The organism is Aeromonas sp. S16(2024) (genome assembly GCF_041403065.1).
Classification (GTDB): Bacteria; Pseudomonadota; Gammaproteobacteria; order Enterobacterales; family Aeromonadaceae; genus Aeromonas.
The window spans coordinates 86788-112591 of the sequence record NZ_JBGLQX010000011.1 but is presented as its reverse complement, the minus strand read 5'-3'; the positions used below and the strand labels follow the sequence as shown (position 1 = coordinate 112591).

The 25804-nt window shown below is 62.7% G+C and carries 27 protein-coding genes, 2 tRNA genes and 1 other annotated feature; of the genes, 23 read left to right on the top strand and 6 right to left on the bottom strand.

Annotation, left to right across the window (positions count from 1 at the left end; genetic code table 11):
* Positions 1-22 precede the first annotated feature (22 nt).
* The 3 genes from ACB030_RS10540 to ACB030_RS10530 form a co-directional block, all read right to left on the bottom strand.
* Positions 23-973: a DUF932 domain-containing protein gene (locus ACB030_RS10540; protein WP_335847461.1), complete on the bottom strand. Its 951-nt coding sequence runs from the start codon at positions 971-973 to the stop codon at positions 23-25.
* A gap of 235 nt (positions 974-1208) precedes the next feature.
* Positions 1209-1285 (bottom strand) — tRNA-Arg (locus tag ACB030_RS10535).
* Positions 1286-1335: 50 nt separating this feature from the next.
* Positions 1336-2490: a flagellar assembly protein FlgT gene (locus ACB030_RS10530; RefSeq protein ID WP_025328012.1), complete on the bottom strand. Its 1155-nt coding sequence runs from the start codon at positions 2488-2490 to the stop codon at positions 1336-1338.
* Positions 2491-2775: 285 nt separating this feature from the next.
* Between ACB030_RS10530 and ACB030_RS10525 the strand changes: the two genes are divergently transcribed.
* Together ACB030_RS10525 and ACB030_RS10520 are read left to right on the top strand one after the other, a co-directional pair.
* On the top strand, positions 2776-3396 hold the full coding sequence (locus ACB030_RS10525) for a FlgO family outer membrane protein (protein WP_371159599.1): 621 nt from the start codon (positions 2776-2778) through the stop codon (positions 3394-3396).
* A gap of 20 nt (positions 3397-3416) precedes the next feature.
* Positions 3417-3842, top strand: a complete 426-nt coding sequence (locus ACB030_RS10520; RefSeq protein WP_139434191.1) for an LPP20 family lipoprotein — start codon at positions 3417-3419, stop codon at positions 3840-3842.
* A 491-nt stretch (positions 3843-4333) separates the two neighbouring features.
* Here ACB030_RS10520 and pheA read toward each other — a convergent pair whose 3' ends face one another.
* Positions 4334-5506, bottom strand: coding sequence for a prephenate dehydratase (gene pheA, locus ACB030_RS10515; RefSeq protein WP_319917122.1), 1173 nt, complete (start codon positions 5504-5506; stop codon positions 4334-4336).
* Positions 5507-5544: 38 nt separating this feature from the next.
* Positions 5545-5667 (bottom strand) — a sequence feature (Phe leader region).
* A 164-nt stretch (positions 5668-5831) separates the two neighbouring features.
* Here pheA and ACB030_RS10510 point away from each other — a divergent pair.
* The 20 genes from ACB030_RS10510 (at position 5832) to galE (ending at position 23402) form a co-directional block, all read left to right on the top strand.
* Positions 5832-6428: an HAD family hydrolase gene (locus tag ACB030_RS10510; RefSeq protein ID WP_371159596.1), complete on the top strand. Its 597-nt coding sequence runs from the start codon at positions 5832-5834 to the stop codon at positions 6426-6428.
* 149 nt (positions 6429-6577) lie between these two features.
* On the top strand, positions 6578-7408 hold the full coding sequence (locus tag ACB030_RS10505) for a hypothetical protein (RefSeq protein ID WP_106886016.1): 831 nt from the start codon (positions 6578-6580) through the stop codon (positions 7406-7408).
* 94 nt (positions 7409-7502) lie between these two features.
* The gene (locus ACB030_RS10500; RefSeq protein WP_205641183.1) at positions 7503-8057 is read left to right on the top strand and encodes a DUF3157 family protein; all 555 of its coding nucleotides are present in this window, start codon (positions 7503-7505) and stop codon (positions 8055-8057) included.
* A gap of 183 nt (positions 8058-8240) precedes the next feature.
* Positions 8241-8870, top strand: a complete 630-nt coding sequence (locus ACB030_RS10495) for an outer membrane beta-barrel protein (RefSeq protein WP_371159593.1) — start codon at positions 8241-8243, stop codon at positions 8868-8870.
* Between the two features lie 173 nt (positions 8871-9043).
* Positions 9044-9988: a YbgA family protein gene (locus ACB030_RS10490; RefSeq protein WP_371159591.1), complete on the top strand. Its 945-nt coding sequence runs from the start codon at positions 9044-9046 to the stop codon at positions 9986-9988.
* A 132-nt stretch (positions 9989-10120) separates the two neighbouring features.
* Positions 10121-11008: a MerR family transcriptional regulator gene (locus tag ACB030_RS10485; RefSeq protein ID WP_371159589.1), complete on the top strand. Its 888-nt coding sequence runs from the start codon at positions 10121-10123 to the stop codon at positions 11006-11008.
* On the top strand, positions 11005-12429 hold the full coding sequence (gene phrB, locus ACB030_RS10480) for a deoxyribodipyrimidine photo-lyase (protein WP_371159587.1): 1425 nt from the start codon (positions 11005-11007) through the stop codon (positions 12427-12429). Before ACB030_RS10485 ends, phrB begins: the two co-directional genes overlap by 4 nt.
* 1 nt (position 12430) lies before the next feature.
* Positions 12431-12859: a nuclear transport factor 2 family protein gene (locus tag ACB030_RS10475; protein WP_371159585.1), complete on the top strand. Its 429-nt coding sequence runs from the start codon at positions 12431-12433 to the stop codon at positions 12857-12859.
* A complete protein-coding gene (locus tag ACB030_RS10470; RefSeq protein ID WP_371159583.1) occupies positions 12856-13590 on the top strand; it encodes an SDR family NAD(P)-dependent oxidoreductase in 735 nt (244 codons plus the stop codon). The genes ACB030_RS10475 and ACB030_RS10470 overlap by 4 nt, the downstream gene beginning before the upstream one ends.
* On the top strand, positions 13587-14846 hold the full coding sequence (locus ACB030_RS10465) for an NAD(P)/FAD-dependent oxidoreductase (RefSeq protein ID WP_371159581.1): 1260 nt from the start codon (positions 13587-13589) through the stop codon (positions 14844-14846). The genes ACB030_RS10470 and ACB030_RS10465 overlap by 4 nt, the downstream gene beginning before the upstream one ends.
* 17 nt (positions 14847-14863) lie before the next feature.
* On the top strand, positions 14864-15598 hold the full coding sequence (locus tag ACB030_RS10460) for a DUF1365 domain-containing protein (RefSeq protein WP_371159579.1): 735 nt from the start codon (positions 14864-14866) through the stop codon (positions 15596-15598).
* A 109-nt stretch (positions 15599-15707) separates the two neighbouring features.
* Positions 15708-16964 (top strand): class I SAM-dependent methyltransferase, encoded by a 1257-nt coding sequence (locus ACB030_RS10455; RefSeq protein ID WP_371159577.1) that lies wholly within the window; start codon positions 15708-15710, stop codon positions 16962-16964.
* A gap of 2 nt (positions 16965-16966) precedes the next feature.
* Positions 16967-17446 carry a DUF2878 domain-containing protein gene (locus ACB030_RS10450; RefSeq protein ID WP_371159575.1) on the top strand — a complete coding sequence of 160 codons (480 nt, stop codon included), beginning with the start codon at positions 16967-16969 and terminating at the stop codon, positions 17444-17446.
* A complete protein-coding gene (locus ACB030_RS10445) occupies positions 17443-17661 on the top strand; it encodes a TIGR02450 family Trp-rich protein (protein WP_025327995.1) in 219 nt (72 codons plus the stop codon). The genes ACB030_RS10450 and ACB030_RS10445 overlap by 4 nt, the downstream gene beginning before the upstream one ends.
* A complete protein-coding gene (locus ACB030_RS10440; protein ID WP_371159573.1) occupies positions 17618-18160 on the top strand; it encodes a chalcone isomerase family protein in 543 nt (180 codons plus the stop codon). Before ACB030_RS10445 ends, ACB030_RS10440 begins: the two co-directional genes overlap by 44 nt.
* A gap of 14 nt (positions 18161-18174) precedes the next feature.
* Positions 18175-18717 (top strand): DUF3833 domain-containing protein, encoded by a 543-nt coding sequence (locus tag ACB030_RS10435; RefSeq protein ID WP_371159571.1) that lies wholly within the window; start codon positions 18175-18177, stop codon positions 18715-18717.
* A 130-nt stretch (positions 18718-18847) separates the two neighbouring features.
* Positions 18848-19315 (top strand): Dps family protein, encoded by a 468-nt coding sequence (locus ACB030_RS10430; RefSeq protein ID WP_371159569.1) that lies wholly within the window; start codon positions 18848-18850, stop codon positions 19313-19315.
* Between the two features lie 243 nt (positions 19316-19558).
* Positions 19559-21208 (top strand): hydroxylamine reductase, encoded by a 1650-nt coding sequence (hcp, locus tag ACB030_RS10425; RefSeq protein WP_371159565.1) that lies wholly within the window; start codon positions 19559-19561, stop codon positions 21206-21208.
* A gap of 87 nt (positions 21209-21295) precedes the next feature.
* Complete coding sequence (locus tag ACB030_RS10420; RefSeq protein ID WP_371159563.1) at positions 21296-22303, top strand: FAD-binding oxidoreductase; 1008 nt, start codon at positions 21296-21298, stop codon at positions 22301-22303.
* An 85-nt stretch (positions 22304-22388) separates the two neighbouring features.
* Complete coding sequence (gene galE, locus ACB030_RS10415) at positions 22389-23402, top strand: UDP-glucose 4-epimerase GalE (RefSeq protein ID WP_371159561.1); 1014 nt, start codon at positions 22389-22391, stop codon at positions 23400-23402.
* Between the two features lie 69 nt (positions 23403-23471).
* Here the strand turns inward: galE and ACB030_RS10410 are convergent, their stop codons facing one another.
* Complete coding sequence (locus ACB030_RS10410) at positions 23472-24221, bottom strand: DsbA family protein (RefSeq protein WP_371159559.1); 750 nt, start codon at positions 24219-24221, stop codon at positions 23472-23474.
* Between the two features lie 198 nt (positions 24222-24419).
* Between ACB030_RS10410 and ACB030_RS10405 the strand changes: the two genes are divergently transcribed.
* Positions 24420-24507, top strand: a tRNA-Ser gene (locus tag ACB030_RS10405).
* Between the two features lie 118 nt (positions 24508-24625).
* Here ACB030_RS10405 and ACB030_RS10400 read toward each other — a convergent pair.
* A complete protein-coding gene (locus ACB030_RS10400; RefSeq protein ID WP_371159557.1) occupies positions 24626-25708 on the bottom strand; it encodes a permease in 1083 nt (360 codons plus the stop codon).
* Between the last annotated feature and the right edge of the window lie 96 nt (positions 25709-25804).

Here is a 25804-nt window from a genome sequence, read left to right as displayed (position 1 = left end):
CGGCTGAATTGGGAAAGAGGAATTACTGCAGCAGAGTGAGTGCCTGATTCAGGGCTTGGGATTTGAGTTGGGCGCCCTGACCAAACCAGGCGGAATCAAGCCGGTGATCCTGGCTGCGAGCACGGCGATGGTGATCCACGTATTCCGTTACCGCATTGACCAGCCCCCAGGCGGTATTGCGGGAGCTGACAAGTTCTGAGCCCATGCCTGCGCCCTGATAGAGCTCATGCAGCCGTTGTACCGGCTTGGTGAGGATGATGTTCTCCTCATCCAGCGGTTGCGCCAACAGGTCGCTGAAAAAACGCAGTGCCTCTTCGGGGGCCACGGGCCGCTGTGCCAGCGCCTTGGTCTGCGCCTTAAATTCATCCCAATGAGAGAGCCCCAGCCCGAGCGACTCTTTGACGGCAGCTGCATCGAACTGAGTAGAGTGGGGCACCTTGATGGCACCGGTAGCACCGCGCAGTGCCATCTGTAGGGTGTTGTTGCAGACTACCCGCAGCGAGGTGAACTGCGCCGTGGTGCAGAGCGTGCCGTCGCAGCTGGTCGCCAGCAGCAAATAGGACTTTACCAAGTCATTGCCTTTGAGTTTTAGATCCTGGCCTGTTTTGGCCAGTGCCCACAGCTTGCGGCCGCCTTTGAGCGAGCCAGCGGTCTCCAGCTCAAAGCCACCGGCTTGCACCAGGTCTTGATAGAAGTGCAGCACCTCGTGAGGCTGTACCACGTTGTAGCGACTTGAGACCACCGACAGGGGGGCGAGGGTATCGGAGCGGTAAAGTACCTTGCTGTCGCTGTAGGGTCGGATATGCAGTGCATCGGAGGCGACGTTAAACATCACGTCGCTCTGCTCGATGGTCCAATTCATCCCGGCTGCTTGCAGCCAGATATCGAGGGATTGTTGTGGGGGCAAGACATTGCCAAGGCCATGCCAAGGGGTTTGGCCGGTGTAGGCCATGGTGTCAATCAGGTGAGCCATATCTCCTCCAAGAATTGTGAAATGCAGACATTCAGCCTGCTAACTCATGGGGGGGATGTAGGTTTGAAAGTTTATTGAATAGGATTTATTTGCTATTGAATTCTCATTATTTTAAGGGGCTTTACAGCATGATGGTGTTGTGCAATGAACTGCACTGGAGGGGTACGGAGAGGGGTACGAGGCCAAAAACGACCAAGGGGTTAGCACCATGAAGATGCTAACCCCTTGTTTTATATGGCGCTCCCGACTGGATTCGAACCAGTGGCCTGTCCCTTAGGAGGGGACCGCTCTATCCTGCTGAGCTACGGGAACCTTGTGGCGGGCATTATACAAGAAGCATTGTGCTTTTAAACCCTTGATTCCTATTCCAATACGGCCAGATCGCCGATTTGGACATTAAACGGCGAATATTTGTTCTGACTGCTGATGATGGCGCCATCCTCGAACACCTGCACCACCTCGAACAGGCCGTCGGCGGGGTTGCGCATCACCCTGGACTTGCCGTAGGGATCGATGAAGTCGGCGCTGTGCTGGACCCGGAACTGATCCCCGAGCTTGACCCCGTTGCGACGACCCAGGCTGATGTGGGGGCCCCGTTCGTGCTGGGCGACGATGCGGGCGGTGACGGGGGCGCAGGCGAGCTCGGCGATGATGTCCTGGGCCGCCTCCTTCAGTTGGTAGCTCACCTCCTGGCCGTAGCTGGACTGCCAGAACTGGCCGCTGTTGCTGCCCACCTGCTCCCGCTTGGAGAAGGTCCAGTTGGCGCGGCCCTGATACTCCTTGCGCCCGAGCAGGCTGCCGTTGATGCCGTCGAACAGGTAGAGCTGCATGCGGAAGTTGCGGATCGGATCCTTATACCAGCTGGTCAGCTGGTTGCCCTGGGGCTCGAGGGAGAGATCGTCGATGCTGCCGAGCACCAGATACTGGCTGTCGGTGCGCAGGCTCAGGGCCTTGATCTCCTCGAGGGCGCTGCGATCTCCCTGCTGCAGGTGGAGCGGGTCTATGCGCAGGTTCTCGTCCAGCCACTGGCGAGCGACCACCCCCTGAGGCGCCGCCGCCAGGGTCTCGAACAGGCGGCGGGAGAGATCCGCCGGCATGTCGTCGAGGGCGCCCGTGCTCGCCTGATCCGGGTAGCGCATGCGCAACCGTACCAGCGTCAAATCCTTGGCGTAGTGCTGGGTCTGGCAGATCTGGCGTTCGGCCTGGATGTCGGCCACCAGCGTGATGTACATGCGGCCGTTGCGCACCTCTTCCCGCTTGAGGCGGTACTGGCGAATGTCGCCGCCGGAGCGGATCTGGATCTGCTCCGAGCGCAGGCTGCCGTTCTCCAGGCGCTGGATGCTGGAGACGGACGCGCCGCTGGCCAGCAGGGCCTGACGCAGCGCATCCCGGGTCGCCTGCTCGCGGGCATAGACCTCGTCGCCTCCCAGAATGGCGGCACTGCCCTGGGCCTCTATGAGCTCGGCGCGGGCCGACAGACTGGCCAGCAACAGGGTTGACAGCAGCACAACTTTCATAACGTACACCTTGAATAGATGAACCCCTCTTGCGCCCCAGGGGACGGATGAGCGGCTTCATGGACACTGGCCTGGTTTGCACCGGGTGCGCAAATAAAAGCAAGATCCATGCCTTGTTCCGGTGAAAGAGTGCGCGGCTCGCCGCATTTCCCGGTCCCAGCCCCTTTATTGGCGCCGCCCAAGGCCCTCTGGCGGATCATCGGGCGATCCTTCGCGCATTCCCGTCTCAAGTGTTGGCCGCTGCGACCGATAACAAGTCAGGTGTAGATACAGGAACAGGTATCCATGAACAGAATTATCACGGCGCTGGCGGTTGCGCTGGCGCTGGCCGGCTGCGGCTCGGCCGACCCCATCAACCGGGATCAAGGGGATCCCAGGCAGGCGGCCAAGGGGATGGAGCTCAACTGGCTGGTGGCCCGCATGACGGATCAGCTGATGGAGCGCAAGTCCCTCACCACCCTGACGGAGCCCATCGCCGTCGCCTCCTTCGTCGATCTCGACACCCTGAAAGACACCAACTGGATGGGGTTGCAGATCGAGGAGAGCTTCATCTACGAGCTGAACCGGCGCGGTGAGGTAGTGGTGGACTTCAAGACCACGGGCAGCATTCAAGTGACCCCCAGTGGCGACTTCGTGATGAGCCGCAACTACAAGGATCTCTCCGCCCGCCTGCCCATCTCCCGGATCCTGACCGGCACCTTCAGCCGCAATTCGCAGGGGATCCTGGTCAATGCCAGGATCATCGATCTGCGTACCAAGATGGTGGAGACCACGGCCCAGAGCCTGATCCCGCAACAATATCTGTCCGGCGCCAGCAACTCGTTTGGCCGGGCATCGGTCAACCGGGGTTACCTGATGCGGGGCGGCCAGAGCGCGTCCGGCCATCTGGTCAACCTGACCCCTTGATTTCTGAGGAGTAGAAAGCGATGAAAATCTTGTTGGGTTGCCTGATGGCCATGTTGCTGACGGCGTGCAGTGGCAACCGGGTCGTAAACTACGACGTGGCCGAGAAGCCGGATGACTTCCCGGTGCTCAAGGCGGTGGGCTACGCGGTGATCGACATCCAGCCCGGCCCCTCCCAGTCGGAGAAGATGCTGCAGGCGATCCGGGCGTCCAAGATGGATGCCTACCGGGAGCTGGCGGAGCAGCTCAACGGCCAGCAGGTGCGTGGCCAGAGCAGCTACAAGGACCTGACCCAGACCTCCAACTCCCTGGATGTGTCTGTGGCCGGCATGGTGCGCGGTGCCCGTGTGGTGGCGACCTATCCCCGCGGCAACACCTATGCCACCGAGCTGGAGCTCGACACCCGCAACCTCTATCACCTCAATCAGCTGATGGCGGGCCAGTTCTAGGGCGAGAAGCGGGACGACACTCTCCGTCACCTGAACCAGCCGATGGCGGGCCAGTTCTAGGGCGAGAAGCGGGACGACACTCTCCGTCACCTGAACCAGCCGATGTCGGGTCAGTTCCAGGGCGAGAAGCGGGACGTTATCCTCCGTCACCTGAACTAGCCGATGGCGGGTCAGTTCCAGGGCGGGTCCGAGCGGACGCCGGCATGAGCCCGGCGGTCGTCACAGCACAGACAAAGGCGAGCGCAGGCTCGCCTTTTTGTTGTACGGGGATCGGGTTGGCAGGGGGCAGAACCGGGATTGGCGCCCCGCCGGCGTGAGTCTGGGGCCCGGTTGGCGGCCCAGGTCGTATACCTGGAGTGAATGGTGGGGATGTGTCGTTCAGTTTTTCCGAACGCAAAATCGGGGGACTGGAGGCTGCGGCGCCGCCAGCGGGGGTGGGGAGACAGCAAAGAGAGAGGCGAGCCTGATGCTCGCCTCTTGCCGTTCGGGGCTTAGCTGCCCATCAGCACCGGCGGCACTGCGGTCGGCTTGACGTCTTCGCTCGGGTAGCAGCCCAGCACCTTGACGTAGCGGGTGATCTTGGTCAGCTCCAGCAGGGCGGCCTGCATCTGGGGGGTCTGCAGGTTGGCGGAGACATCCAGATAGAACATCTCCTCCCAGGGGTTGCCCTGCACCGGACGGGATTCCAGCTTGGTCATGTTGATCTCGTGGCTGCGCAGCACCAGCAGCGCCTCCACCAGGGAGCCTGGCTTCTGGGAGGTGGACATGATGAGGGTGGTCTTGGCCGGGATCTGGGGCGCCACGTCGATGGGCTTGCGCGCCACTACGATGAAGCGGCTGTAGTTCTCCTTCTGGTTCGCGAGCTGCTCGGCCAGCACGTCGAGGCCATACAGCTCGCCGCCGGCGGCGCTGCCGATGGCCGCCGCCTCCGGGCTCCCCAGCTCTTTCACCTTCATCATGGCGCTGGAGGAGGAGTCGCAGATCTCGTGGCGCGCCCCTTCCAGCTTGCTGAGGTAGTGGGAGCACTGCTGGAACACCTGGGGGTGGGCGTAGAAGGTCTTGATGCGGGACAGCTCGGTGGGCACGGCGGTGAGGATGCAGTGCTCTATGGGGTAGGTCAGCTCACCCACGATGGAGAGGGTGGTGTGCTGCATCACGTCGTACACCTCGTTGATGGAGCCCGAGCTGGTGTTCTCGATGGGCAGCACCCCGAAGGCGGCGCGACCCGACTCCACCGTGTCCAGCACCTCGCGGAAGTTCTGGCAGTTCACCTCGATGACCTGATCCTTGTAGCGCGCCAGGTACTTGCGGGCGGCCAGGCTGGAGTAAGAGCCGCGCGGGCCCAGGTAGGCGACGCTGGTCATGGGCTCCTGCTGCTGGGGGTTGAGCAGGCTCTGCAGGTAGGCCTGCTGGGAGAGCACGGAATCTTCGATGATGGTGTGGTAGATGCGGGTGATGTACTGGGCATCCAGTCCGAGGGCACGCCCCTTCTGGATCAGGGCAACCAGCAGGTCCTGCTCCCGCTGGGTGTCGCGGATGGGACGGGGATTGGCCTGCTTGGCGCGGGCAACCTCGATGCTGAGGGTCTTGCGTTTGGCCAGCAGGGCGAGCAGCTCCTGATCCAACTGGGTGATGTCTTGTCTGATCTCGTCGAGCGTTGCCATGGTGGTTCCCTATCCAAATCTTCTGTGGTGGTTGCTGCAAAAAAAAGCCTCCGCTGGGGGAGGCTCGATTCGTCTTTGCTTTCTGTTGATGCGACGACAGGGCCTTCCCTCATGAGGGCCGGATAAACGAGAAAGCAAAGAAGAATGGTGTGTGCATGATGTTGTCCTGAAGGTAACGCCATAACCATTAAGGGATTTGGCACGCCGATGCAAGTAAAACTTGCCCCGGTGCGTTGAACGGGGCAGGGTAGGTGGTCGGGATCCATGGCCAAATGAGTGCCACACCGGTCCCGTTTTTCTGGTCAATGAGAGAGGAGGCGAGAGGATGGCGATTATCTTCGATCTGGGACGGGTGGTGGTGAGCTGGGACCCGGTTGGCATAGTGCGCTCGGTGCGGGGACCGGATGGCGCCGAGGCCCTGGCGGAGCTGCTGTTCAACCACCCGGACTGGCTGGAGGTGGACAGGGGCACCCTCTCCCTGCACACCATGGCCCGCCAGGCAGAGGAGCGCACCGGCTTGCCGGCGGCAGAGAACCTCGCCATCTTGCAGGCGGTGCCCGCTTCTTTATTGCCGGATCCCGCCATGGTGGCGCTTATCGAGGCGCTGCACAGTGCCGGTCACCGGCTCTACGCCCTCTCCAACATGGGCCATGCCAGCATCGACTGGCTGGAGCAGCAGGAGTTCTGGCGCTTTTTCAGCGGCAAGGTGGTGTCGGCCCGGGTGCGGATGCTCAAGCCCGAGCCCGACATCTACCGCTATCTGCTGGTGTCGTTCGACCTTAAGGCTGGGGAGTGCTTCTTCATCGACGACAGCCCGGCCAATGTGGCGGCGGCCCGGGCGCTCGGCCTGCAGGGCATGGTGTTCACCGACGCCCCCGCATGCCGTCGGCAGCTGGTCGAGCAAGGATACTTGCCCGCCTGAGGGGGATGGGGCCCTTCGCCGGGCCCGGATAAAAGGGATCTGATTTGCATCTTGAGCGAATAAAGAACAACTTTGTCCCCATTCTTTAAGTGTCTATTCAGCTTTGTCATCGCAAAATAACATCCTATTCATCATCCGGAGCCGTTGTTATGGATGCCAATGTAGTCGCGCTGAATCGGGGATACGATCAGCTTTTTCAGGCCAGGGAACAGAGGCTCATCAATACCCTGGCCGGTTACGGCGAACTGCTTGTCTCCTTCTCCGGCCGACTGGAGTCCTGCTACAGCATGGATCTGTGCCGGGCCAGCGGGGTCCGCTTTCGGGCCATCACCCTGGACAACCCGACCCTCAGCCGCAAGGCGGTGGCCCGGGCCAAGCGCTATTGCAAGCACTACGGCATCGCCCATCAGGTGATCAAGACCGACGAGATGATCTTCAGCGTGCACCTCGGCCACCTCGCCGAGGTGACGGATCCGGTGCGCTACCTCTGTCAGCAGCTCGAACACGATGACGGCCCCCCTATCCTGATGTCGGCCTCGGCGGAGGAGATGCGGGAGTATCTGCGGCGTTTTGACAGCGTGCCGGCCAATACCCTCTGGATCTTTGCCGAGCAGGGCATGACCAACCGGGACTTTCGCTATGGCTTCCACAAGCGCCAGCTGGCCCTGTGGGGGGCGGGGGGAGAGGCTTGCCTGAGCCAGCGCTTCTCCGATATCGAATCCCTGGACCGGCGTCACCTGCGCATGGTCGATATGGCCGAGCAGATGCTGTTCGACATGGGACTGGACGGAGCCCAGGTCTTCTTCCATACCCTGGCGGACAGGGTCACTACCCTGGCAAGGGTGCGGGTGCCCCAGCGCATGCGGGCCCTGGTGTTCGACATGCAGCCGAGCATCCAGAAGGCGCTGCAGAGCGCCCAGTTCGATCTGGTGACCCTGGACATGGTATCGGGGGAAGATCCCCAGCTGCTGGTCATCTGATCCCGGCCTGGCCCGTAACGTGAGTCGGGTCATAGGCAAGGGCAGCCCGACTCTTTATACTGCTCTCTCTGCATCCCTATCGAGTCATCTGCCCATGAAACCCTTGTCCAGACTGCTGCTTGCCCTCTGCCTCTCCCCCCTGCTGGCCCAGGCCGCGCCCCTGACCCAGGTCACCCTGGCCGATGGCCGTCAGGTGCAGCTCAACGATGATTTCACCTGGGAATACCTGCTGGTGAAGCCCGCCGAGACGGTGGCCGGCAAGACGGTGACGACGAGCGTGGCGGCGCCCGTGCTGACCGAGCAGGCCCTGGCCAATCCCGACCTGCTCGCCCAGGCGACCCGGGACGGCATCACGGTGACCCTGAACCAGGTGGAGGGCGAGGATCCGCTGCGCCTGCAATTCATGGTGAGCAACACCGGCAGCCGCAACGTGGTGCGGGTCAACGGCAGCCTGACCCTGTTCAGCGCCGAGGGGGTGCAGCTGGCGACCCAGCCGGTGCGCTTCTGGGTCGGGGAGAATCGTCTGCCGGAATCCTATCTGCGCAAGGGCGAGCAGCGTCCCTCGCGGGCCATCGAGCTGGCCCGTCCGGCCAATCTGACCGGCAAGCCGCTGGTGCGGGTGCAGATCGACGAGGTGGAATTCCGCTAGGGGTTGCATGGGGGATGGGCAGGCCCGTCCCCCATGGAGTGTTGCGCCGGTAACCGCCAGCAATATCTGCTTACATCTGACATGGTTTGGCAACAGCTTGCCGCTCGGCGCTTTCCCCTTTGCCCGTCACAATGACTCCATTCCAGTTAGGTTCCGCCTAACGCAACAATCGGAGTCAACAAAATGCAAAAACTCGCACTGTCTGTTCTGGTTCTGGCCGGCCTCTCTTCCACTTCCGTCCTGGCGCAAGATGCGTTCAGCTACGCCAAGGGATCTGCCACCTGGGCACACACCAAGTCCGACTACGTCGGTGGCAAGGACAGCAACAACCGCGATTTCGGTGGTCTGAGCCTGGATCTCTCCAAGAGCTTCGGCTCCAACTTCTATGGCCGTCTCGGCAGCGAATACACTTCCCGCAACAGCGGCAATGACAGCATGGCCATCTCCAATCTGGGGATGGGGGTGTTCACTCCCCTCAGCACCGGCCTGAACCTGTACGGTGAAGCGGGTCTGATGGGCTACAGCATGGAGCGCGAGCTCGCCTCCAACGTGAACGACAGCGGCTGGGACAACATCACCCGCAAGCAGAGCGGCAGCCTCTACGGTGAAGTGGGCCTGCGCTACGACATCGGCGCCGTCGAGCTCTCCACCGGCTATCGCTACGCCAACATGACCGACGACATGCACGACTTCAAGGCGGGTGCCGCCTACAAGCTGAGCCAGAACCTGGCCCTCACCGCCGATTACACCTATCGCAACTGGGATCTGCAGAAAGGATCCATCTCCAGTCTGGGTGTGAAATACAGCTTCTGATTTCCCTGTCTGTCGTGACGTCCATTTTGCCCATGACCCCGGTCATGGGCTTTTTCATTTTCCGGTGATCCTGTTTTCCCCCTTGTGTCGTATCGGTCCGTAATAGTTATACAACTTTCATTTCTTTGTATAACTGCTATAACTGAGTCAATGCTTATACAAGGGGCGTCATCATGTACAAGATCAAGGTCGGTATCAGTGCCTGTCTGCTGGGGCAGGAAGTGCGGTTCGACGGGGGCCACAAGCGCTCCAGCTTCTGTGAACGGGATCTTGGCGCTCACTTCGAGTATCACCCCGTCTGCCCCGAGATGGCCATCGGCCTCGGCGCCCCCCGCGCCGCCATTCGGCTGGTCAAGCGTCACGGCGAGATCCGCGCCGAGGCGAGCAATGGCAGCTTCGATGTCACCGAGCGGCTCATCGCCTTCAGCGAGCAGAAGGCTCGCCAGCTCGACTTCATCTCCGGCTATATCCTCTGCGCCAAGTCTCCCAGCTGCGGCATGGAGCGGGTGCGCATCTATGGCGCCAACAACGAGGGGAGCGCCAAGGAGGGGATTGGGATCTTTGCCAAGGCCTTGATGGAGGCCAACCCCCTGCTGCCGGTGGAGGAAGACGGCCGCCTGTGCGATCCCATACTGCGGGAGAACTTCGTGCTGCGGGTCTTCGCCTATCACGACTGGCAGCAGCTCTGCGCCAGCGGGATCACCGCCGCCGCCCTCATTCGCTTTCATTCCCGCTACAAGTATCTGGTGCTCTCCCACGCCACCACCCACTATCGCACCCTCGGCCAGCTGCTCGGCAACCTCGGCAAGGCCAACCTGCAGGAGGTGGCCCAGAGCTACATCAAGGGCTTGATGGCGGCGCTGACCCTGCGTGCCAACCGCCGCAGCCACACCAATGTGCTGATGCACCTGCAGGGCTATTTCAAGCGGGTGCTGACCCCGGCCCAGAAGCAGGAGCTTGCCGACACCATAGACAAGTACCGCACCGGCATCTTCCCGCTGCTGGTGCCCCTCACCCTGATCCGCCACTACCTGCGGGAATACCCGAACCCCTATCTCGCGGATCAGGTCTATCTCAACCCGCACCCCGATACGCTGAAATTGCGTTACGGGCTTTGAGAATGGCCAGATCAGCTCTATCCAGAGCCACACCCCGATACGCGCAAGCTGCGTGACGGGCTCTGAATTCGCTTGTGCCCCGACGCAGCCTCTGGGCTCGGGGCGCCCATACCCTGTTGAATGGAAGTCACCATGTCTGATGTACCACAAGATGATGCCGCCAAGCCGGACGAGGGGATCTACCCCATTCGCGAGGTCTCCCGCCTCACCGGCGTCAATGCCGTTACCCTGCGCGCCTGGCAGCGCCGCTACGGGCTGGTGCAACCGGCTCGCACCGACAAGGGGCACCGCCTCTACAGCGAGCAGGATATCCGCCAGATAGGCGAGATCCTGAGCTGGCTGGAGCGGGGGGTGAGCATAGGCCAGGTGAAGGGGCTGTTGAGCGAGCCCCAGTCCCAGCCGGTGAGCGATCACTGGCAGCAGACCCTGGAGCAGTTCAGCCAGGCGCTGCTCGCCTTCAACCAGCGCAAGGCGGAGGCCGAGCTTAACGACCTGCTGGCGAGCTACCCCTTCGAGCTGGTGCGCAGCCGGGTGCTGCAGCCGCTGGTGGAGCGGCTGCTGGGACTGTGGCGCGAGCGGCCGGATGGCGAGCTGCTGCAACAGGTGTGGCTGGGCTGGCTCCACACCCGCTTCGCCCGCCACCTCATCGAGCAGGAGAAGGGCGTGCCGGTCACCCTGGCGAGTTGGGGCCAGGTCGGCCCACTCGATCTGGTCTGGGCGGCCTACGAGCTGATAGGTCAGGGCTATGAGGTGCAGTTGCTGGGGGCGGTTGAGCCGCGCCACGTCGCCCTGCTGGAGGGGCGAGCCCTCACCCCCTGGCGGGTGCTGCTGGGGGCCGGTCTTGGCAAGCCGGCGCTGGCCGCCGACTGGCCTGCCGGTACCCGGCTCTTTGGCGAGCTGGGGCGACTCTATGACACTGACTGGCTGGCCGCTCATGGCTGGCGGGCGACCCTGGCCGAGGTGATGGCGGACAGGCCTGCCGCCCGTGGCTTGGGCGGGCGCGGGAGCAAGAGATCATGAGGCTGGTCTGGTTTCGCAATGACTTGCGCCTTTCCGACAACCCGGCGCTGCGTCATGGCTGCGCCAGCGATGAGCCGGTCGCCGCACTCTTCATCATCTCCCCCACCCAGTGGCGGCAGCACAAGATGGCCCCCATCCGCCAGCGCTTCATCCTGGCCCAGGTGGATGCGCTGGGCCGGGAGCTGGCGGCCCTCGGCATCCAACTCCATCTGCTGCGGGTCGAGACCTTTGCCGAGGTGCCTGCGGCGCTGACGGACCTCTGCCGCGAGCTCGGGGTGAGCCAGCTCTACGCCAATCAGGCCATCGAACTTGACGAACAGCGCCGGGACCATGCGGTCACCGCCGCGCTGGCAGAGCAGGAGGTGGGTTGCCACTGGCTCAACGGCTGCTGCGTGCTGCCCCCCGGGCGGGTGCTGACCGGCGGGAGGGAGATGTTCAAGGTCTTCACCCCCTTCAGCCGCGCCTGGCTCAAGGCGCTGGATGAGGATGGCTTCGTCATCCACAGAGCCCCGGCGCCGCGGGGCGAGCCTCTGCCTTGGCAGCCGCTCGCCGAGCGGGCCTTTGTCGATGCGGCGCTCGGGGAGACGACCCCGGATCCCCGCTGGCCGGTGGGGGAGGCCGAGGCCCTGCGGCGGCTGCACGCCTTCCTGGAGCAGGGGGTGCTGGACTACGGCGAGACCCGGGATTTTCCGGCGCTGGCGGGTACCTCCGTGCTCTCCCCCTATCTGGCGGCGGGCATCGTCAGCCCCCGTCAGTGCGTGGCGGCCTTACAGCAGCGGCTCGGCGGCCGGCCCCAGTCCAAGGCGCAGCCCGGTTTCGTCTGGCTCAATGAACTCATCTGGCGCGAGTTCTATCGCCACCTGCTGGTACTGATCCCGACCCTCTCGATGAATCGGCCCTTCAAACCGGAGACGGCGGCCCTGCCCTGGAGCTGGGACCCGGATGCCTTTGCCGCCTGGTGCGAGGGGCGCACCGGTTATCCCATAGTCGACGCGGCGATGCGCTGCCTCAATGCCACCGGCTGGATGCACAACCGGCTGCGGATGATAGTGGCGAGCTTCCTGACCAAGGATCTGCATATCCACTGGCGGCTCGGGGAGGATTACTTCATGAGCCGGCTCATCGACGGGGATCTGGCGGCCAACAACGGTGGCTGGCAGTGGGCGGCGGGCACAGGTGCCGATGCGGCCCCCTATTTTAGGGTGTTCAACCCGACAACTCAGGGGCAACGATTTGATCCACAAGGAGACTTTATCCGTACCTGGGTATCTGAGCTTGCCGATCTGCCTGCCACCTATGTGCACCAGCCCCACGACTGGTTGCGGCTCAAGGGGCGGCAGGACTACCCGGCGCCCATGGTGGATCATGCCGTTGCACGGGTGAGGGCCATCGAGATGTTCCGTGACCTGGAGAAGACATAACATGAACGACGCGCTGGCCCATTTCATCGTCCTCTACCTGCAGCTGGACAAGCATCAGCTGCACCGCCTGCCGGAGATCTATGCCGATCAGGTGGTGTTCATCGATCCGGCCCACCGCATCGAAGGGCTGGCCGCGCTCACCCGCTATTTCTCCTCCCTCTACGGGCGGCTCAAGGAGTGCCGCTTCGAGATCACCAGCCAGCAGCAGCAGGGCAATGAAGCCTGGCTCAGCTGGGTCATGATCTTTGCCCATCCCAGGATCGCCGGCGGCCGACCCGTGCGGGTCGAGGGGGCCACCCGGCTGCAGTTCGATGCCTGGGGCAAGGTCTGCCTGCACCGGGACTACTTCGATCTCGGCGCCATGCTCTACGAGCAGTTGCCGCTGCTGGGCCCCGTGGTGCGCGCCATCAAGGGGAGGCTGGGAGCATGAGCGGACGAGTGTTGATCACCGGGGCCACCTCCGGCATAGGTCGCCAGCTGGCGCTCGATTATCGGCGTGCTGGCTGGCAGGTGTGGGGCTGTGGCCGCGACGGCGAGCGGTTGCAGGCATTGGCCGATGAGGGGATCACTCCCCTGCAGTTCGATGCACGGGACAGCGCCGCCATGACAGAGGTCGCCGCCGGTCTGCCCACGCTGGATCTGCTGATCCTCAACGCAGGCAACTGCGAATACATGGATTTGGCAGAGGGATTTGATAGCGCGCTGTTTGCCCGGGTGATCGAGACCAACCTGATCGCCACCGGCCACGCCCTGGCCGCCTTCCTGCCGCGGCTGGCGGCCGGGTCACGGCTCGCCATCGTCAGCTCCTCTGTCAGCTGGCTGCCTCTGCCAAGGGCCGAGGCCTATGGCGCCTCCAAGGCCGCCCTCGACTATCTGGCCGCCACCCTGCGCCTCGATCTCGCGGCCCGGGGCATAGGGGTGACCCTGATCCGCCCGGGCTTCGTGCAGACGCCGCTCACCGCGAAGAATGATTTTCCCATGCCCTGTCTGGTGACGGTGGAGGAGGCATCCCGCGCCATCATGGGCGGGCTGGCTGCCGGTCGCCATCAGATCCACTTCCCCCGTCGCTTCATCTGGCTGCTGCGCCTGCTGGGCGCACTGCCGACGGGGCTCTGGCTGCGCCTCGGTCGCACTCTCATATCGAAAGGATCTCCTTCATGAAGAAAAAGATCGCCATCATAGGTTCCGGGATCTCGGGGCTCAGCGCCGGTTTTCTGCTCCACAAGCTGCACGACATCACCTTGTTCGAGGCGGCCCCCCTGCTCGGCGGACATACCGCCACCGTGGATGTCAGCCTGGCCGGTCGCAGCTACGCCATCGATACCGGCTTCATCGTCTTCAACGATCGCACCTACCCGAATTTCCTGAAATTGCTGGAGCGGATCGGGGTGGCGCGTCAGCCCACCGAGATGAGCTTCTCGGTCAAGAGCCCCCAGGGGCTGGAGTACAACGGTCACAACCTGGACACCCTGTTTGCCCAGCGCAGCAACCTGTTGAACCCGCGCTTCTACCGCTTCGTCGCCGAGATACTTCGCTTCAACCGGGAGGCCCGCGCCTGGCTGGCGGAGCTTGGGCGCCACGGCGGTGGCAGCGAACCTACCCTGGGGGATTTTCTGCAACTTGGGGAGTTCAGCGACTACTTCGCCCGTCACTACATACTGCCCATGGGGGCGGCCATCTGGTCCTCCACCCTGGCGGACATGCGCGCCTTTCCGCTGGGTTTCTTCCTGCGCTTCTTTGCCAACCACGGCCTGCTGGATGTGGCCAATCGTCCCCAGTGGTATGTCATTCCGGGCGGCTCGCGGGAATACATAGGCCCGCTCACCGCAGGCTGGCTGCCGCGGATCCGGCTGGCCTGCCCGGTGCAGGGGATAAGGCGCACGGCCGAGGGGGTGCTGGTCCAGAGCGGCTACGGGGAGGAGCAGTTTGACGAGGTGATCCTCGCCTGTCACAGCGATCAGGCGCTGGCCCTGCTGGCGGATGCAAGCGAAGGGGAGCAGGCCATTCTCGGCGCCATGGCCTATCAGGCCAACGACGTCTGGCTTCACACCGATGTGAGCTGCCTGCCGCTCCGGCCAAAGGCTTGGGCCAGCTGGAACTATCAGCTCGGGGACGACGACGAGGCGCGCCCCCTGGTGAGCTACAACATGAACATCCTGCAGGGGATAAGCTCGCCGCAGCCCTTCTGCGTCAGCCTCAATCCCCAGGGCCGGGTGGACGAGAGCAAGGTGCTGCGCCGCTTCGTCTATCATCATCCGGTGTTCAATCAGGCCTCCATCGCCGCCCAGCAGCGGCGAGCCGAGATCTGCGGCCGGCAGCACACCCACTTCTGTGGCGCCTACTGGTACAACGGCTTTCACGAGGACGGGGTGCGCAGCGCCCTGGACGTGGCCAGTCGCTTCGGAGCCAGCCTGTGAAGGGCGCCGGCGACACCATGGACACCATCAGCGCCATTTGGCAGGGCTCGGTGCGCCACCGCCGCTTTGCGCCGCGCAACCACGCCTTCTCTTACGGCCTCTTCATGCTGGGGCTGGATCTGGACGAGCTGCCCCGACTCGATCAGGGGCGCTGGTTTGGCGTGGAGCGGGCGGGGCTGCTCTCCTTTCGCCGCCGCGACTATCTGAGTGGCAGCGAAGGGTCCCTCAAGCAGGCGGTGTGGGACAAGGTGACCGCCCTTGGCGGCAGTGCCGAGCCGGACGGCCGGGTGCTGCTGCTTGGCAACGTGCGCTGCCTGGGCTTCTACTTCAGCCCGGTCAACTTCTACTTCTGCTACCGGGAGGGGGAGGCGCGCTATCTGCTGGCGGAGGTGTCGAACACCCCCTGGAACGAGCGTCACTACTACCTGCTGGATCTGGCGGCCCTGGCGCCCCATGACAAGGATTTTCACGTCTCCCCCTTCATGGGGTTGGCCATGCGTTACCACTGGCGCATTCGCCCGCCCGAAGAGGAGACGCTGATCCATATCGAGAGTCATCCCAGGTCCGGCGAGGCCAAGCTGTTCGACGCCACCCTGGCCCTGCGCCGCGAGCCGCTGTCGCGCCGGGGGCTGGCGGCTCTGCTCGCCCGCTGGCCCTGGATGACCCTCAAGGTGCTGCTCGGTATCTACTGGCAGGCCCTGCGTCTTTTTATCAAACGAACACCTATATTCACCCATCCGGAGAGCCGCTAATGAAGCCGATTTTCTCGCGTTGTTCAGCTTCCAGTCGTTGTCCGCAGCCCATGATGCGGGTTCGTATCAAACGAACCTCTTTTGTCTTTAGTCACCCGGAGAGCCGCTAATGGAACTTGCTCAATCAACCCTCTCTGCCTCCTTCATCGACAAGGGGGCCAGGCAACTGCTGCTCAGTCTGCTGGGCCGCCTCGAACAGGGTCAGCTGCTGCTGCGGGACGGCAGCGAGCGCCACAGCTTCGGGGTGGCGGGCACAGATCTCCATGCCGAGGTGATAGTGCAGGATCCCGCCTTCTATCGCCGCCTGTTGCTGGGAGGCAGCATAGCCGCCGGAGAAACCTGGGTGGAGGGACTCTGGACCAGCCCGGATCCGGTGGCTCTGGTACGGCTGCTGGCCCGCAACCTGACCCTGCTCGACACCCTGGAGCGGCGGCTCGGCTGGCTCAGCTTCCCCTTCAACAAGGTGCGACACTGGCTCAATCGAAATACTTTGACCGGCTCGCGCTCCAACATCGCCGCTCACTATGATCTCGGCAATACCCTCTATCAGGGCTTCCTCGACAGCCACATGCAGTATTCGAGCGCCATCTACCCGAGCGCCGAGGCCACCCTGGAGCAGGGGCAGCAGGCCAAGCTGCGCACCATCTGCGAGCGGCTCGAGCTGGGGCCGGACGATCACCTGCTGGAGATAGGCACCGGCTGGGGCGGCCTGGCCGTCTATGCCGCCCGCCATTACGGCTGCCGGGTGACCACTACGACTATCTCCCAGGCCCAGCATGACTACGCAAAAGAGTGGATTGCCCGGGAGGGGCTGGAGGATCGCATCACCCTGCTGCTGGAGGATTACCGCAAGCTGGAGGGGAGCTTCGACAAGCTGGTCTCCATCGAGATGATAGAGGCGGTGGGGCACGCCTTCCTGCCGGACTACTTCCGCCAGCTGTCGCGCCTGCTCAGACCCGGCGGTCGCCTGCTCATTCAGGCCATCACCATAGCCGATCAGCGCCACGCCCAGTATGTGCGCGGTGTCGACTTCATCCAGCGCTACATCTTCCCCGGCGGCTGTCTGCCGAGCGTCTCCCAGATGGCGGGGCTGCTCGCCCGGGAGACCGACATGCAGCTGGTGCGGCTGCACGATCACGGCCACCACTACGCCCGCACCCTGGCCCACTGGTGCGAACGCTTCCTGGCGCTGGCCCCCGAGCTGCCGAGGCTCGGCTACAGCCAGGACTTTATCCGGCTGTGGCACTTCTATTTCGCCTACTGCGAGGGGGGCTTCTGGGAGCGGGCCATCAGCCTGGTGCAGCTGGAGGCGGCCAAGCCGGGCCCGCTCGGCTGGTCCGGTGATCTGCCAGTGAGCGGTCACTGACCATGTGGCAGTGGGCCCACCTGCTGGGGTTCAACCTCTACTGGTTGCTGGCGGTGAAATGGCAGCAACCGGGCCCGCTGCTGCTGATGCTGTTGCTTCATTTCCTCTTCTCCCCCCGCCGTCGGCAAGACTGGCGGCTCATTCCCGTCGCCCTGGCAGGCTGTCTGCTCGACATCCTGCTCTGGGGGCTCGGCCTGTTCCAGTTTCCGTCCGGTTTTCCGCTCTGGCTGTTGCTGCTCTGGTGCGGTTTTGCCCTGACCCTCTCCCACGGTCTGCGCTGGCTTCGGCCCTTGCCGCGCTGGCAGCAGGCGCTGTTTGGCATGGTGGGGGGCGCGAGCTCCTATGTGGCGGGGGCTGCCATGGGGGCCGTACACTTACCCTGGGGCATCTGGATCAGCACGGCGCTGCTGGCGGTGATCTGGATGGGGTGGTTACCCGTACTGCTGTGGGTAACGGTGACGCTGGAGGGTGAGCCGAGATGAACACCTTTTCGACCGACGCCTTGTTGTTTTCCAAATGGACCAAGGAGAGCCAGTACGAGCTGGCCGACCGCTTCTACCTGGTGGTGGCGTGCCAGCGGGATGCGCGAGGTCAACTGGCGAGCGTGGTGATGCAGGATATCAATACCCTGCAGGAACAGGAGATGGACTGGCATGAACTGGAAGATCCCGCCCATTGGCACATGGGGTGGAACTAGCTCCTTGCTGGCGGCGCTGACACTGCTTGTGGCCACTGCCGTGCAGGGCTCCGCTGCCCCCTGGCAACAACTGCGCCCGGTCGGGCAGGGGGAGATGAGCTGGCTCTGGTTCAAGCTCTATGACGCCACCCTCTACAGCGCGAGCGGACGCTACGAGCCCGGTCGCTATCCGCAGGCCCTGACCCTCACCTATGCCAGAGCCATAGACAGGGAAGATCTGCTGAGCGCCACCGCAGCCGAATGGCAACGGCTTGGCCTTGGCAGCAAGACGGATCGCGAGCGCTGGCTCGGTCGGCTCGCTGCCCTCTGGCCCGATGTAGGGGTGGGGGACAGACTCACCTTCTATGTGGACAGTGCGGGTGCCGGTCACTTCTGGTGGCAGGACAAGCCCCTGGGTTCCCTTGCCGATCCGCAGTTTTCTGCCGCCTTTCTGGCCATCTGGCTCGCCGACAACAGTCGCGATCCCGCCCTTACCCGCCGCCTGCGCGGCCAACCCTGATACTGGAGTCCCTCATGCCTCTCTACCGCACATGGCGCCTTCTGCTGCTGTGGCCACTGCTGTTTCTGGCTGGTTGTGGCGCCAGCCTCGATGACTACAGAGGGCAGGGCCCGAACTGGGATCTCGCCCGTTTCTTCAATGGCAAGCTGGTGGCCCATGGCCTGGTGACGGACCGTAGCGGCGAAGTGACCAGTCGCTTTCGGGTCGAGATGCAGGGGCGCTGGCGAGAGGGCAAGGGGGAGCTGTTCGAGCAGTTCTATTTCGATGATGGTCGCCAGCAGACCCGCACCTGGTTTTTGAGCAAGGGGGCGGATGGTCACTGGCGCGGCACCGCCTCGGACGTGGTGGGGGAGGCGGTGGGCAAGACGGCAGGCTTTGCCCTGAACTGGCGCTATCAACTCGATCTGGCCTTGCCGGACGGAGAGGTGGTGCGGGTAAGCTTCGATGACTGGATGTATCTGCTGGATGAAGATCGCCTGATCAATCGCGCCGAGATCAGCAAGTTCGGCATTCACCTGGGGGAGGTGATCCTCTATATAGAGCGGCTTGAGCGATGAGAGCGGGTGTTTTTCCCGCTGACGATAGCCAGTCGCTATCAATGAGCAAGGTACAAGCAATTGTCCTTTGAGTCTGTGCGGGGATATGCTGACTCCGTTCCCGATAATGTTTACCACCTGGAGGTGAATGATGAAGAGCCCCATTGGTCTTGATACCGTTCAATCACAAGCCCTGGCCGCCGAGCTGAACAAGTTGCTGGCCAGCTACCAGATCCTCTACATGAACGTTCGTGGTTTCCACTGGAACATCCGCGGCAACCAGTTCTTCGAGCTGCACCTCAAATTCGAAGAGATTTACAACGATCTGCTGTTGAAGGTCGATGCCCTGGCCGAGCGCATCCTCACCCTGGATGGGGTGCCCCTGCACAGCTTCAGCGACTACATCAAGGTCTCCGCCATCCCCGAGCAGAAGGGGCTGCACGACGGCCGCGCCTGCGTCGAATCCCTGCTGGAGAGTTTCCGCGAATTGCTGGTAGCACAGCGCCGCATCCTGGCGCAGGCTGCCGAAGCCGGTGACGAGGGTACCGCCTCCATCCTCTCTGACTATGTGCAGCAGCAGGAGAAACTGGTCTGGATGCTGCGGGCTTATCTGGCCTGATGAAGTCAGGGCCGGATGCCACGAGTGGCGCCGGCCCGGTCGTTCCGCTCCCCCCTGTTGCTGCCATCCTGAATTGTCTTTGATGTTATCCACCCGCTTGCCGCCCTGTCTGGGCGGCTTTTTTGTTTTTGATCTGCATCAATGAAAACTTAATTGGTAAATTGAATGCCTATTAAGTTTTTCCCGAGGGGAATAGAATCGCCACAAAACAAGCAACTGAAATGTCCAATTAGGAGAGGCATGATGTTTTGTGTGCAATGTGAACAGACAATTCGTACCCCCGCAGGCAATGGCTGCGCTTATGCACAAGGCATGTGCGGCAAGACGGCCGAGACCTCGGATCTGCAGGATGTGCTGATTTATACGCTGCAAGGCCTCAGCGCCTGGGCCCTGGTCGCCCGTGAGCACGACATCGTCGATGACGAGGTAGACGCCTTCGTGCCCAAGGCCTTCTTCGCCACCCTCACCAACGTCAACTTTGACTCCGCGCGCATCGTCGACTATGTGAATCAGGCGCTGGCCTATCGGCAGCAACTGGCCGATCGTCTGGCCGCGCTGGCGGTGCAGGTCAGCGAGCTGCCCGCCGCCGCCCGCTTCGAACCGGGTGCCGAACTGCTGGAACAGCTAGCTCATGCGCCCCAGACCGCAGTCAATCGCGGCAAGAGCGAGGTCAACGAAGACATCATGGGGCTGCGTCTGCTCTGCCTCTACGGCCTCAAGGGCGCTGCCGCCTATATGGAGCACGCCCGGGTGCTGAGTCAGCAAGACAGCGCCGTGGCGGCCGAATTCCACCGCATCATGAGCTGGCTCGGCACGGATCCCAGCGATCTGGATCCGCTGTTCAAGTGCGCCATGGACATAGGCCTGCTCAACTTCCGTATCATGGAGATGCTGGATCTCGGCGAAACCACTGCGTTTGGCCACCCCGAGCCGACTCAAGCAAGAGTCACTCCGGTGCCGGGCAAGTGCATCCTGGTCTCCGGCCACGACATGGTGGATCTCAAGCTCATCCTGGAGCAGACCATGGGCAGCGGCATCAAGGTCTACACCCATGGCGAGATGCTGCCGGCGCTGGCCTACCCCTTCTTCAAGCAGTACCCGCACCTGGTGGGCAACTATGGCTCCGCCTGGCAGAACCAGCAGAAGGAGTTCGCCAACTTCCCCGGCGCCGTGGTGATGACCTCCAACTGCATCATCGACCCTAACGTGGGCAACTACTCAGATCGCATCTTCACCCGCTCCATCGTCGGCTGGCCGGGCGTGACCCACCTGGAAGGGGAAGATTTCTCCGCCGTGATCGCCAAGGCGCAAGCGCTGGACGGCTTCAAGCACACAGAACTCGAGCACTTCATCACCATAGGCTTTGCCCGCAATGCCCTGATGCAGGCCGCCCCCGCGGTGATCGAGAAGGTCAAGGCTGGCGAGATCAGCCACTTCTTCCTGGTGGGGGGCTGTGACGGCGACCGTGCCGAGCGCGCCTACTACACCGAGTTCGCCAAGGGGATACCGCAGGACAGCCTGCTGCTCACCCTGGGCTGCGGCAAGTACAAGTTCAACAAGCTCGATTTTGGTGACATCGGCGGCATTCCGCGCCTGCTGGATGTGGGTCAGTGCAACGATGCCTACTCCGCCATCCAGCTCGCCCTGGCGCTCTCCGAGGCATTCGAGTGCGGCGTCAACGATCTGCCGCTGACCCTGGTGCTCTCCTGGTTCGAGCAAAAAGCCATCGTCATCCTGCTCACCCTGCTGGCGCTCGGGGTGAAGGACATCCGCACCGGCCCGACCGCTCCGGCCTTCCTCACCCCGGCCCTGCTCAAGGTGCTGGAGGAGCAGTTCGGCCTGAAAGGGACCACCACGGCCGAGGCCGACTTGGCCGAGATACTGGCGGCCTGATCCATTCAGCATGTTGTAAGCCTTTGGCGAGCCTGATGGCTCGCCTTTTTTTCAAGACGATCGCTTCAAGACAAGAGGAGCCTTGCGATGACCTCCACCTCTCTCACCCTGCGCTGCATCGGCCGTCGTGCGGAGACCCACGACGTGACCAGCTGGCAGTTTGTCGCCGCCGAGGGCACGCTGCCCCCCGTGCTCGCCGGTCAGTGCGTGACCCTGCACACCGAGATAGGCGGCGAGCCCCTGTGCCGCGCCTACACCCTCTCTTCCAGCCCGCAGGATCCTTGCTGGCAGGTCACCATCAAGGACGTGGGACGGGTCTCTCATCATCTGCATCAGACCCTGCAGCTGGGGGACGAGATCCGGGCCGACGGCCCCTTCGGTGACTTCAACCTGACGGCGCTGCCCTGCGAACGGCCGCTGCTACTGAGCGCCGGCTCCGGCATCACCCCCATGTGGGCCATGCTGCGGGATGAGCTCGCCAAGCGGCCGGACGCGGATATCCGCTTTATTCACAGCGCCAGAACCCCTGAGGATGTGATCTTCGCAGATGAGCTGGCCGCGCTGGCCGAGGCCCATGCCGGGCTGCGCCAGGCCCTGGTACTGGAACAGGCGCCGGCGGCTCATCCCTGGGTGGGCCGACTCAGCCCGGAGATGCTGAGGGAACTGGCGCCGGATCTCTTGAGCCGCCACGTCTACCTGTGCGGACCTGCCCCCTATATGGCGGTGGTGAGCGCCATGCTGGCAGAGCTGGGGTTGCCGGCGGCGCAGCTGCATCAGGAGTCCTTCGGTCTGCCTGCGGCGACATCGAGTGCGGCGCCAGTTGCAGCCGACAGCGAGCACTTCTGGCTGACCCTGAAAAAGAGCGGCAAGAAGGTGAAGATACTGCCGGGCCAGACCCTGCTGGCGGCGCTGGAGGGGGCGGGGGAGATCATGATGGCCGCCTGCCGCGCCGGGGTGTGCGGGGCCTGTCGCTGCACCACGGAAGGGGAGATCGAGCGCCAGAGCGTGATGACATTGAGCGCGCAGGATCTCGAGGGCGGGGTGGCGCTCGCCTGCTCCTGCACCGCCAGGGGGGATGTCGGCCTCGACTACTGAGGGGCGTCATAGGTATCCCGAGCTTTTCCCGCGCGGGCAGGGCGGGTAGACTCAGCTTCAGTTTCAGCAAAGCACGGGATAAAAAATGACAATTCTGGTCACGGGCGGCGCCGGCTATATCGGCTCCCATACACTGGTTGAGCTGCTGGGCGCCGGCCAGCAGGTGGTGGTACTGGACAATCTCTCCAACTCCTCCCCCGAGTCCCTCAAGCGGGTCGAGCGGATCACCGGCAAGCCGGTCACCTTCGTCGAGGGGGACATTCTGGACAGGGCATGCCTGCAGCGGCTGTTCGCCGCCCACAAGATTGAGTCGGTGATCCATTTCGCCGGGCTCAAGGCAGTGGGGGAGTCCAGCCAGATCCCGCTCACCTACTACCAGAACAACGTGACCGGCACCCTGGTGCTGTGCGAAGAGATGGCAAAAGCCGGCGTGTTCCGCCTGGTGTTCAGCTCCTCGGCCACCGTCTACGGGGATCCCGCCTCTGTGCCGCTGAGGGAAGACTTCCCCACCAGTGCCACCAACCCCTATGGCCGCTCCAAGCTGATGGTCGAAGAGATATTGCGGGATCTCTCCAAATCCGATCCCCGTTGGGCCATAGTGCTGCTGCGCTACTTCAACCCTGTCGGTGCCCACGAGAGCGGCCTCATCGGTGAAGATCCCAACGGCATTCCCAACAACCTGCTGCCTTACATCAGTCAGGTCGGTGTCGGCAAGCTCAAGGAGCTGGGGGTATTCGGCAACGACTATCCGACGCCGGATGGCACCGGCGTGCGCGACTACATCCACGTGGTGGATCTCGCCATCGGTCACCTCAAGGCGTTGGCCCGCATCGAGAGCGACACCGGTGTCTTTACCTACAACCTGGGCACAGGCCAGGGTTACTCCGTGCTGGAGATGATCCGTGCGTTCGAAACCGCCAGCGGTCGCCCTATTCCCTACCAGATCAAGCCCCGTCGCCCCGGCGACATCGCCGAATGCTGGGCCGAGCCCACCCTGGCCCGGGACGAGCTGGGCTGGCAGGCCGAGCGGGGTCTGGCGCAGATGATGGTGGATACCTGGCGCTGGCAAAGCCAGAATCCGAACGGCTATCAGGCCTGATAATACCTCGGATAGCAAAACGCCCCGGCATCGAGATGCCGGGGCGTTTTTTTACGAGCGAAGAGCGGGTTACTGAATGCTCTTGCCGGCTCGCACATCCTTGATGATGGCCTTGAGGCTTGCCAGATCGCGCGGCGCTCCGCGCAGGATCTGATCACCGATGATGAAGGCCGGGGTGCCGGAGATGCTCATGGCTTCGGCCAGGGCACGGTTGGTACCCAGGTTCTGATCTATGCTGCCGTCCTTGAACTTGGCCTCTACCTTGCTCCAGTCCACCCCGGCGGCCTTGGCGACTTCTTTCACCTGAGCCTCGTCTGACAGGGGGCCCTGGTGGGCATAGAGCTTGTCGTGGAAGGCCTGGTACTTGTCGGGCTGACCCAGCTGCACCGCCAGCGCGGCGCGGGCGGCATGGTAGGAGGTCTCGCTCAGTATGGGGAACTGCTTGTAGATGTAGCGGATGTCCTTGTCCTCAGAGAGCAGTTGCTGAATGAGGGGATGAGCCCGCTTGCAGTAGCCGCAGTTGTAGTCGAAGAACTCGACCACGGTCAGGCTGCCCTTGGGGTTGCCACTCTCGGGATCCTGGTTGGCGAAGAGCTGCTTGGCATGGGCCTCGATCAGCGTCTTGTCGTTCTCGGCCTGCTGGCTCTCCTGCTTGGCGCGCAGGGCATTGGACATCTCTACCAGTATTTCCGGATTCTTGACCAGATAGTCGCGCACGATCTGCTCGACATCGCTCTTGGTCAGCTCGCTCGCCTGCACCGGCGCCGCAAGCAGGGTCGCGCCGGTCAGGGCGGCGAACAGGGCATGTTTGATTCTCATAAGTCCATCTTGCTGGGAATATCGTGGAGGCCACTATAGTGGGTGAGTCTGTTTTCAAGTCAAGCCATCCGGTTGAAAAAGCACGGTTTGGGGCGAGTCTGCGGGTTTTGTTGGCCATTTAGCCCAATAAATCGGCAAACGAACAGAGCGGGGATTTACAAGGGGGATCGTCATGGGTAATATGCGTCGCACTGCTGCGGAGGGGTGGCAGAGCGGCTGAATGCACCGGTCTTGAAAACCGGCGATGGGCGACCATCCGTGGGTTCAAATCCCACCTCCTCCGCCATCTATACGGCCCATCTCATTGATTGAGATGGGCTTTTTCGTATCTGTGAGTTTTCAGTTGCCGTCCCTTCGCCCACGCCATTCTCTTCTTCCATACCATTGCGTCGGTGCGGTCGATCTCAGACCGGGGTTGCAAACACTCCTTGTGCCAAGTAACCCATCAGGATGGCCATTCCCAGGATCACGGTGAGGAATGCCACCATCATGGGGGTTCTGAACATCGACTTGAGCAGGATCACCTCGGTCAGGCTGGCCCCCGCACTGCCGATGATGAGTGCCATCACAGCCCCCATGCCCATCCCTTTGCCCAGCAATACAGATGCCAGAGGGATCACGGCTTCTGCCCGGATATAAAGCGGAATGCCCACAACGGCGCTCAATGGGATCGCCAGCGGGTTGTCAGCCCCGGCGTGGGCGGCTATCCACTCTGCCGGAATAAAGCCGTAGATAAATGACCCGACGAGTACCCCCAGCAGCAGGTAGGGCAGCACCTCCTTGAATTGTTGCCAGGCATCCGCCCGTGCCTTGGCGAAGGCCGTGGGAATGACTGGGGCCTGAGTCTGGGCCGCAGTGCCGTTTGCGCAGCAAGAGATGGCTGGCGTGGCCTCGGGTTGTGAGGGCCGGCAAGATGCCTGAGCCTTTAGCGGTGTGACTGACTTGATAGCCTTGTTTGAGCAGCAAGCTGTTGCGCTCACGCTGGCAGGTTCACTCGTCGTGGTGCCACAACCTGTGCCGCAGCTGCTTTGCTTGGCCTCTTTGGGGTCAATCACATGACGCTCAAATCCCAGCATGTCCAGCAGCATGCTCGCCAGTACAGAGACGCCGGCGGCGATAACGGCATACAGGACCGTCAGTTTCCAGCCGAAGGTGACCCACATCAGGCCGACGATGATCGGATTGAGCAGCGGCGAGACGAACAGGAAGGTCAGGGTTGGCCCGAAACCGGCTTTGGCGGACAGGAGTCCGCGCAGCATGGGGATGGTCGAGCAACTGCAAAAGGGGGTCAGGGCACCCAGTACAGCCGAAATCAAATAGCCTCTGCCTTTTCTAGCACCCAGCATGGCCTGGATCTTGGCATCGGGGATCTTCTGGCGGATCAAGCTGACCCCAGCACTGATCACCAGGAACAGCACCGAGAGTTCGACGGCCAGGAACACAAACATCCGAGATGCATCCGTCAGCATGGTTAACCAGTCATTCATCTTCATATCCTCTTGAGTTTGACTATATTTCTAAAATAATCGAAGTGTGTGAGCGGTCAAGATATTTCTGGTATTATCGAAATGTCATCTGTGAAG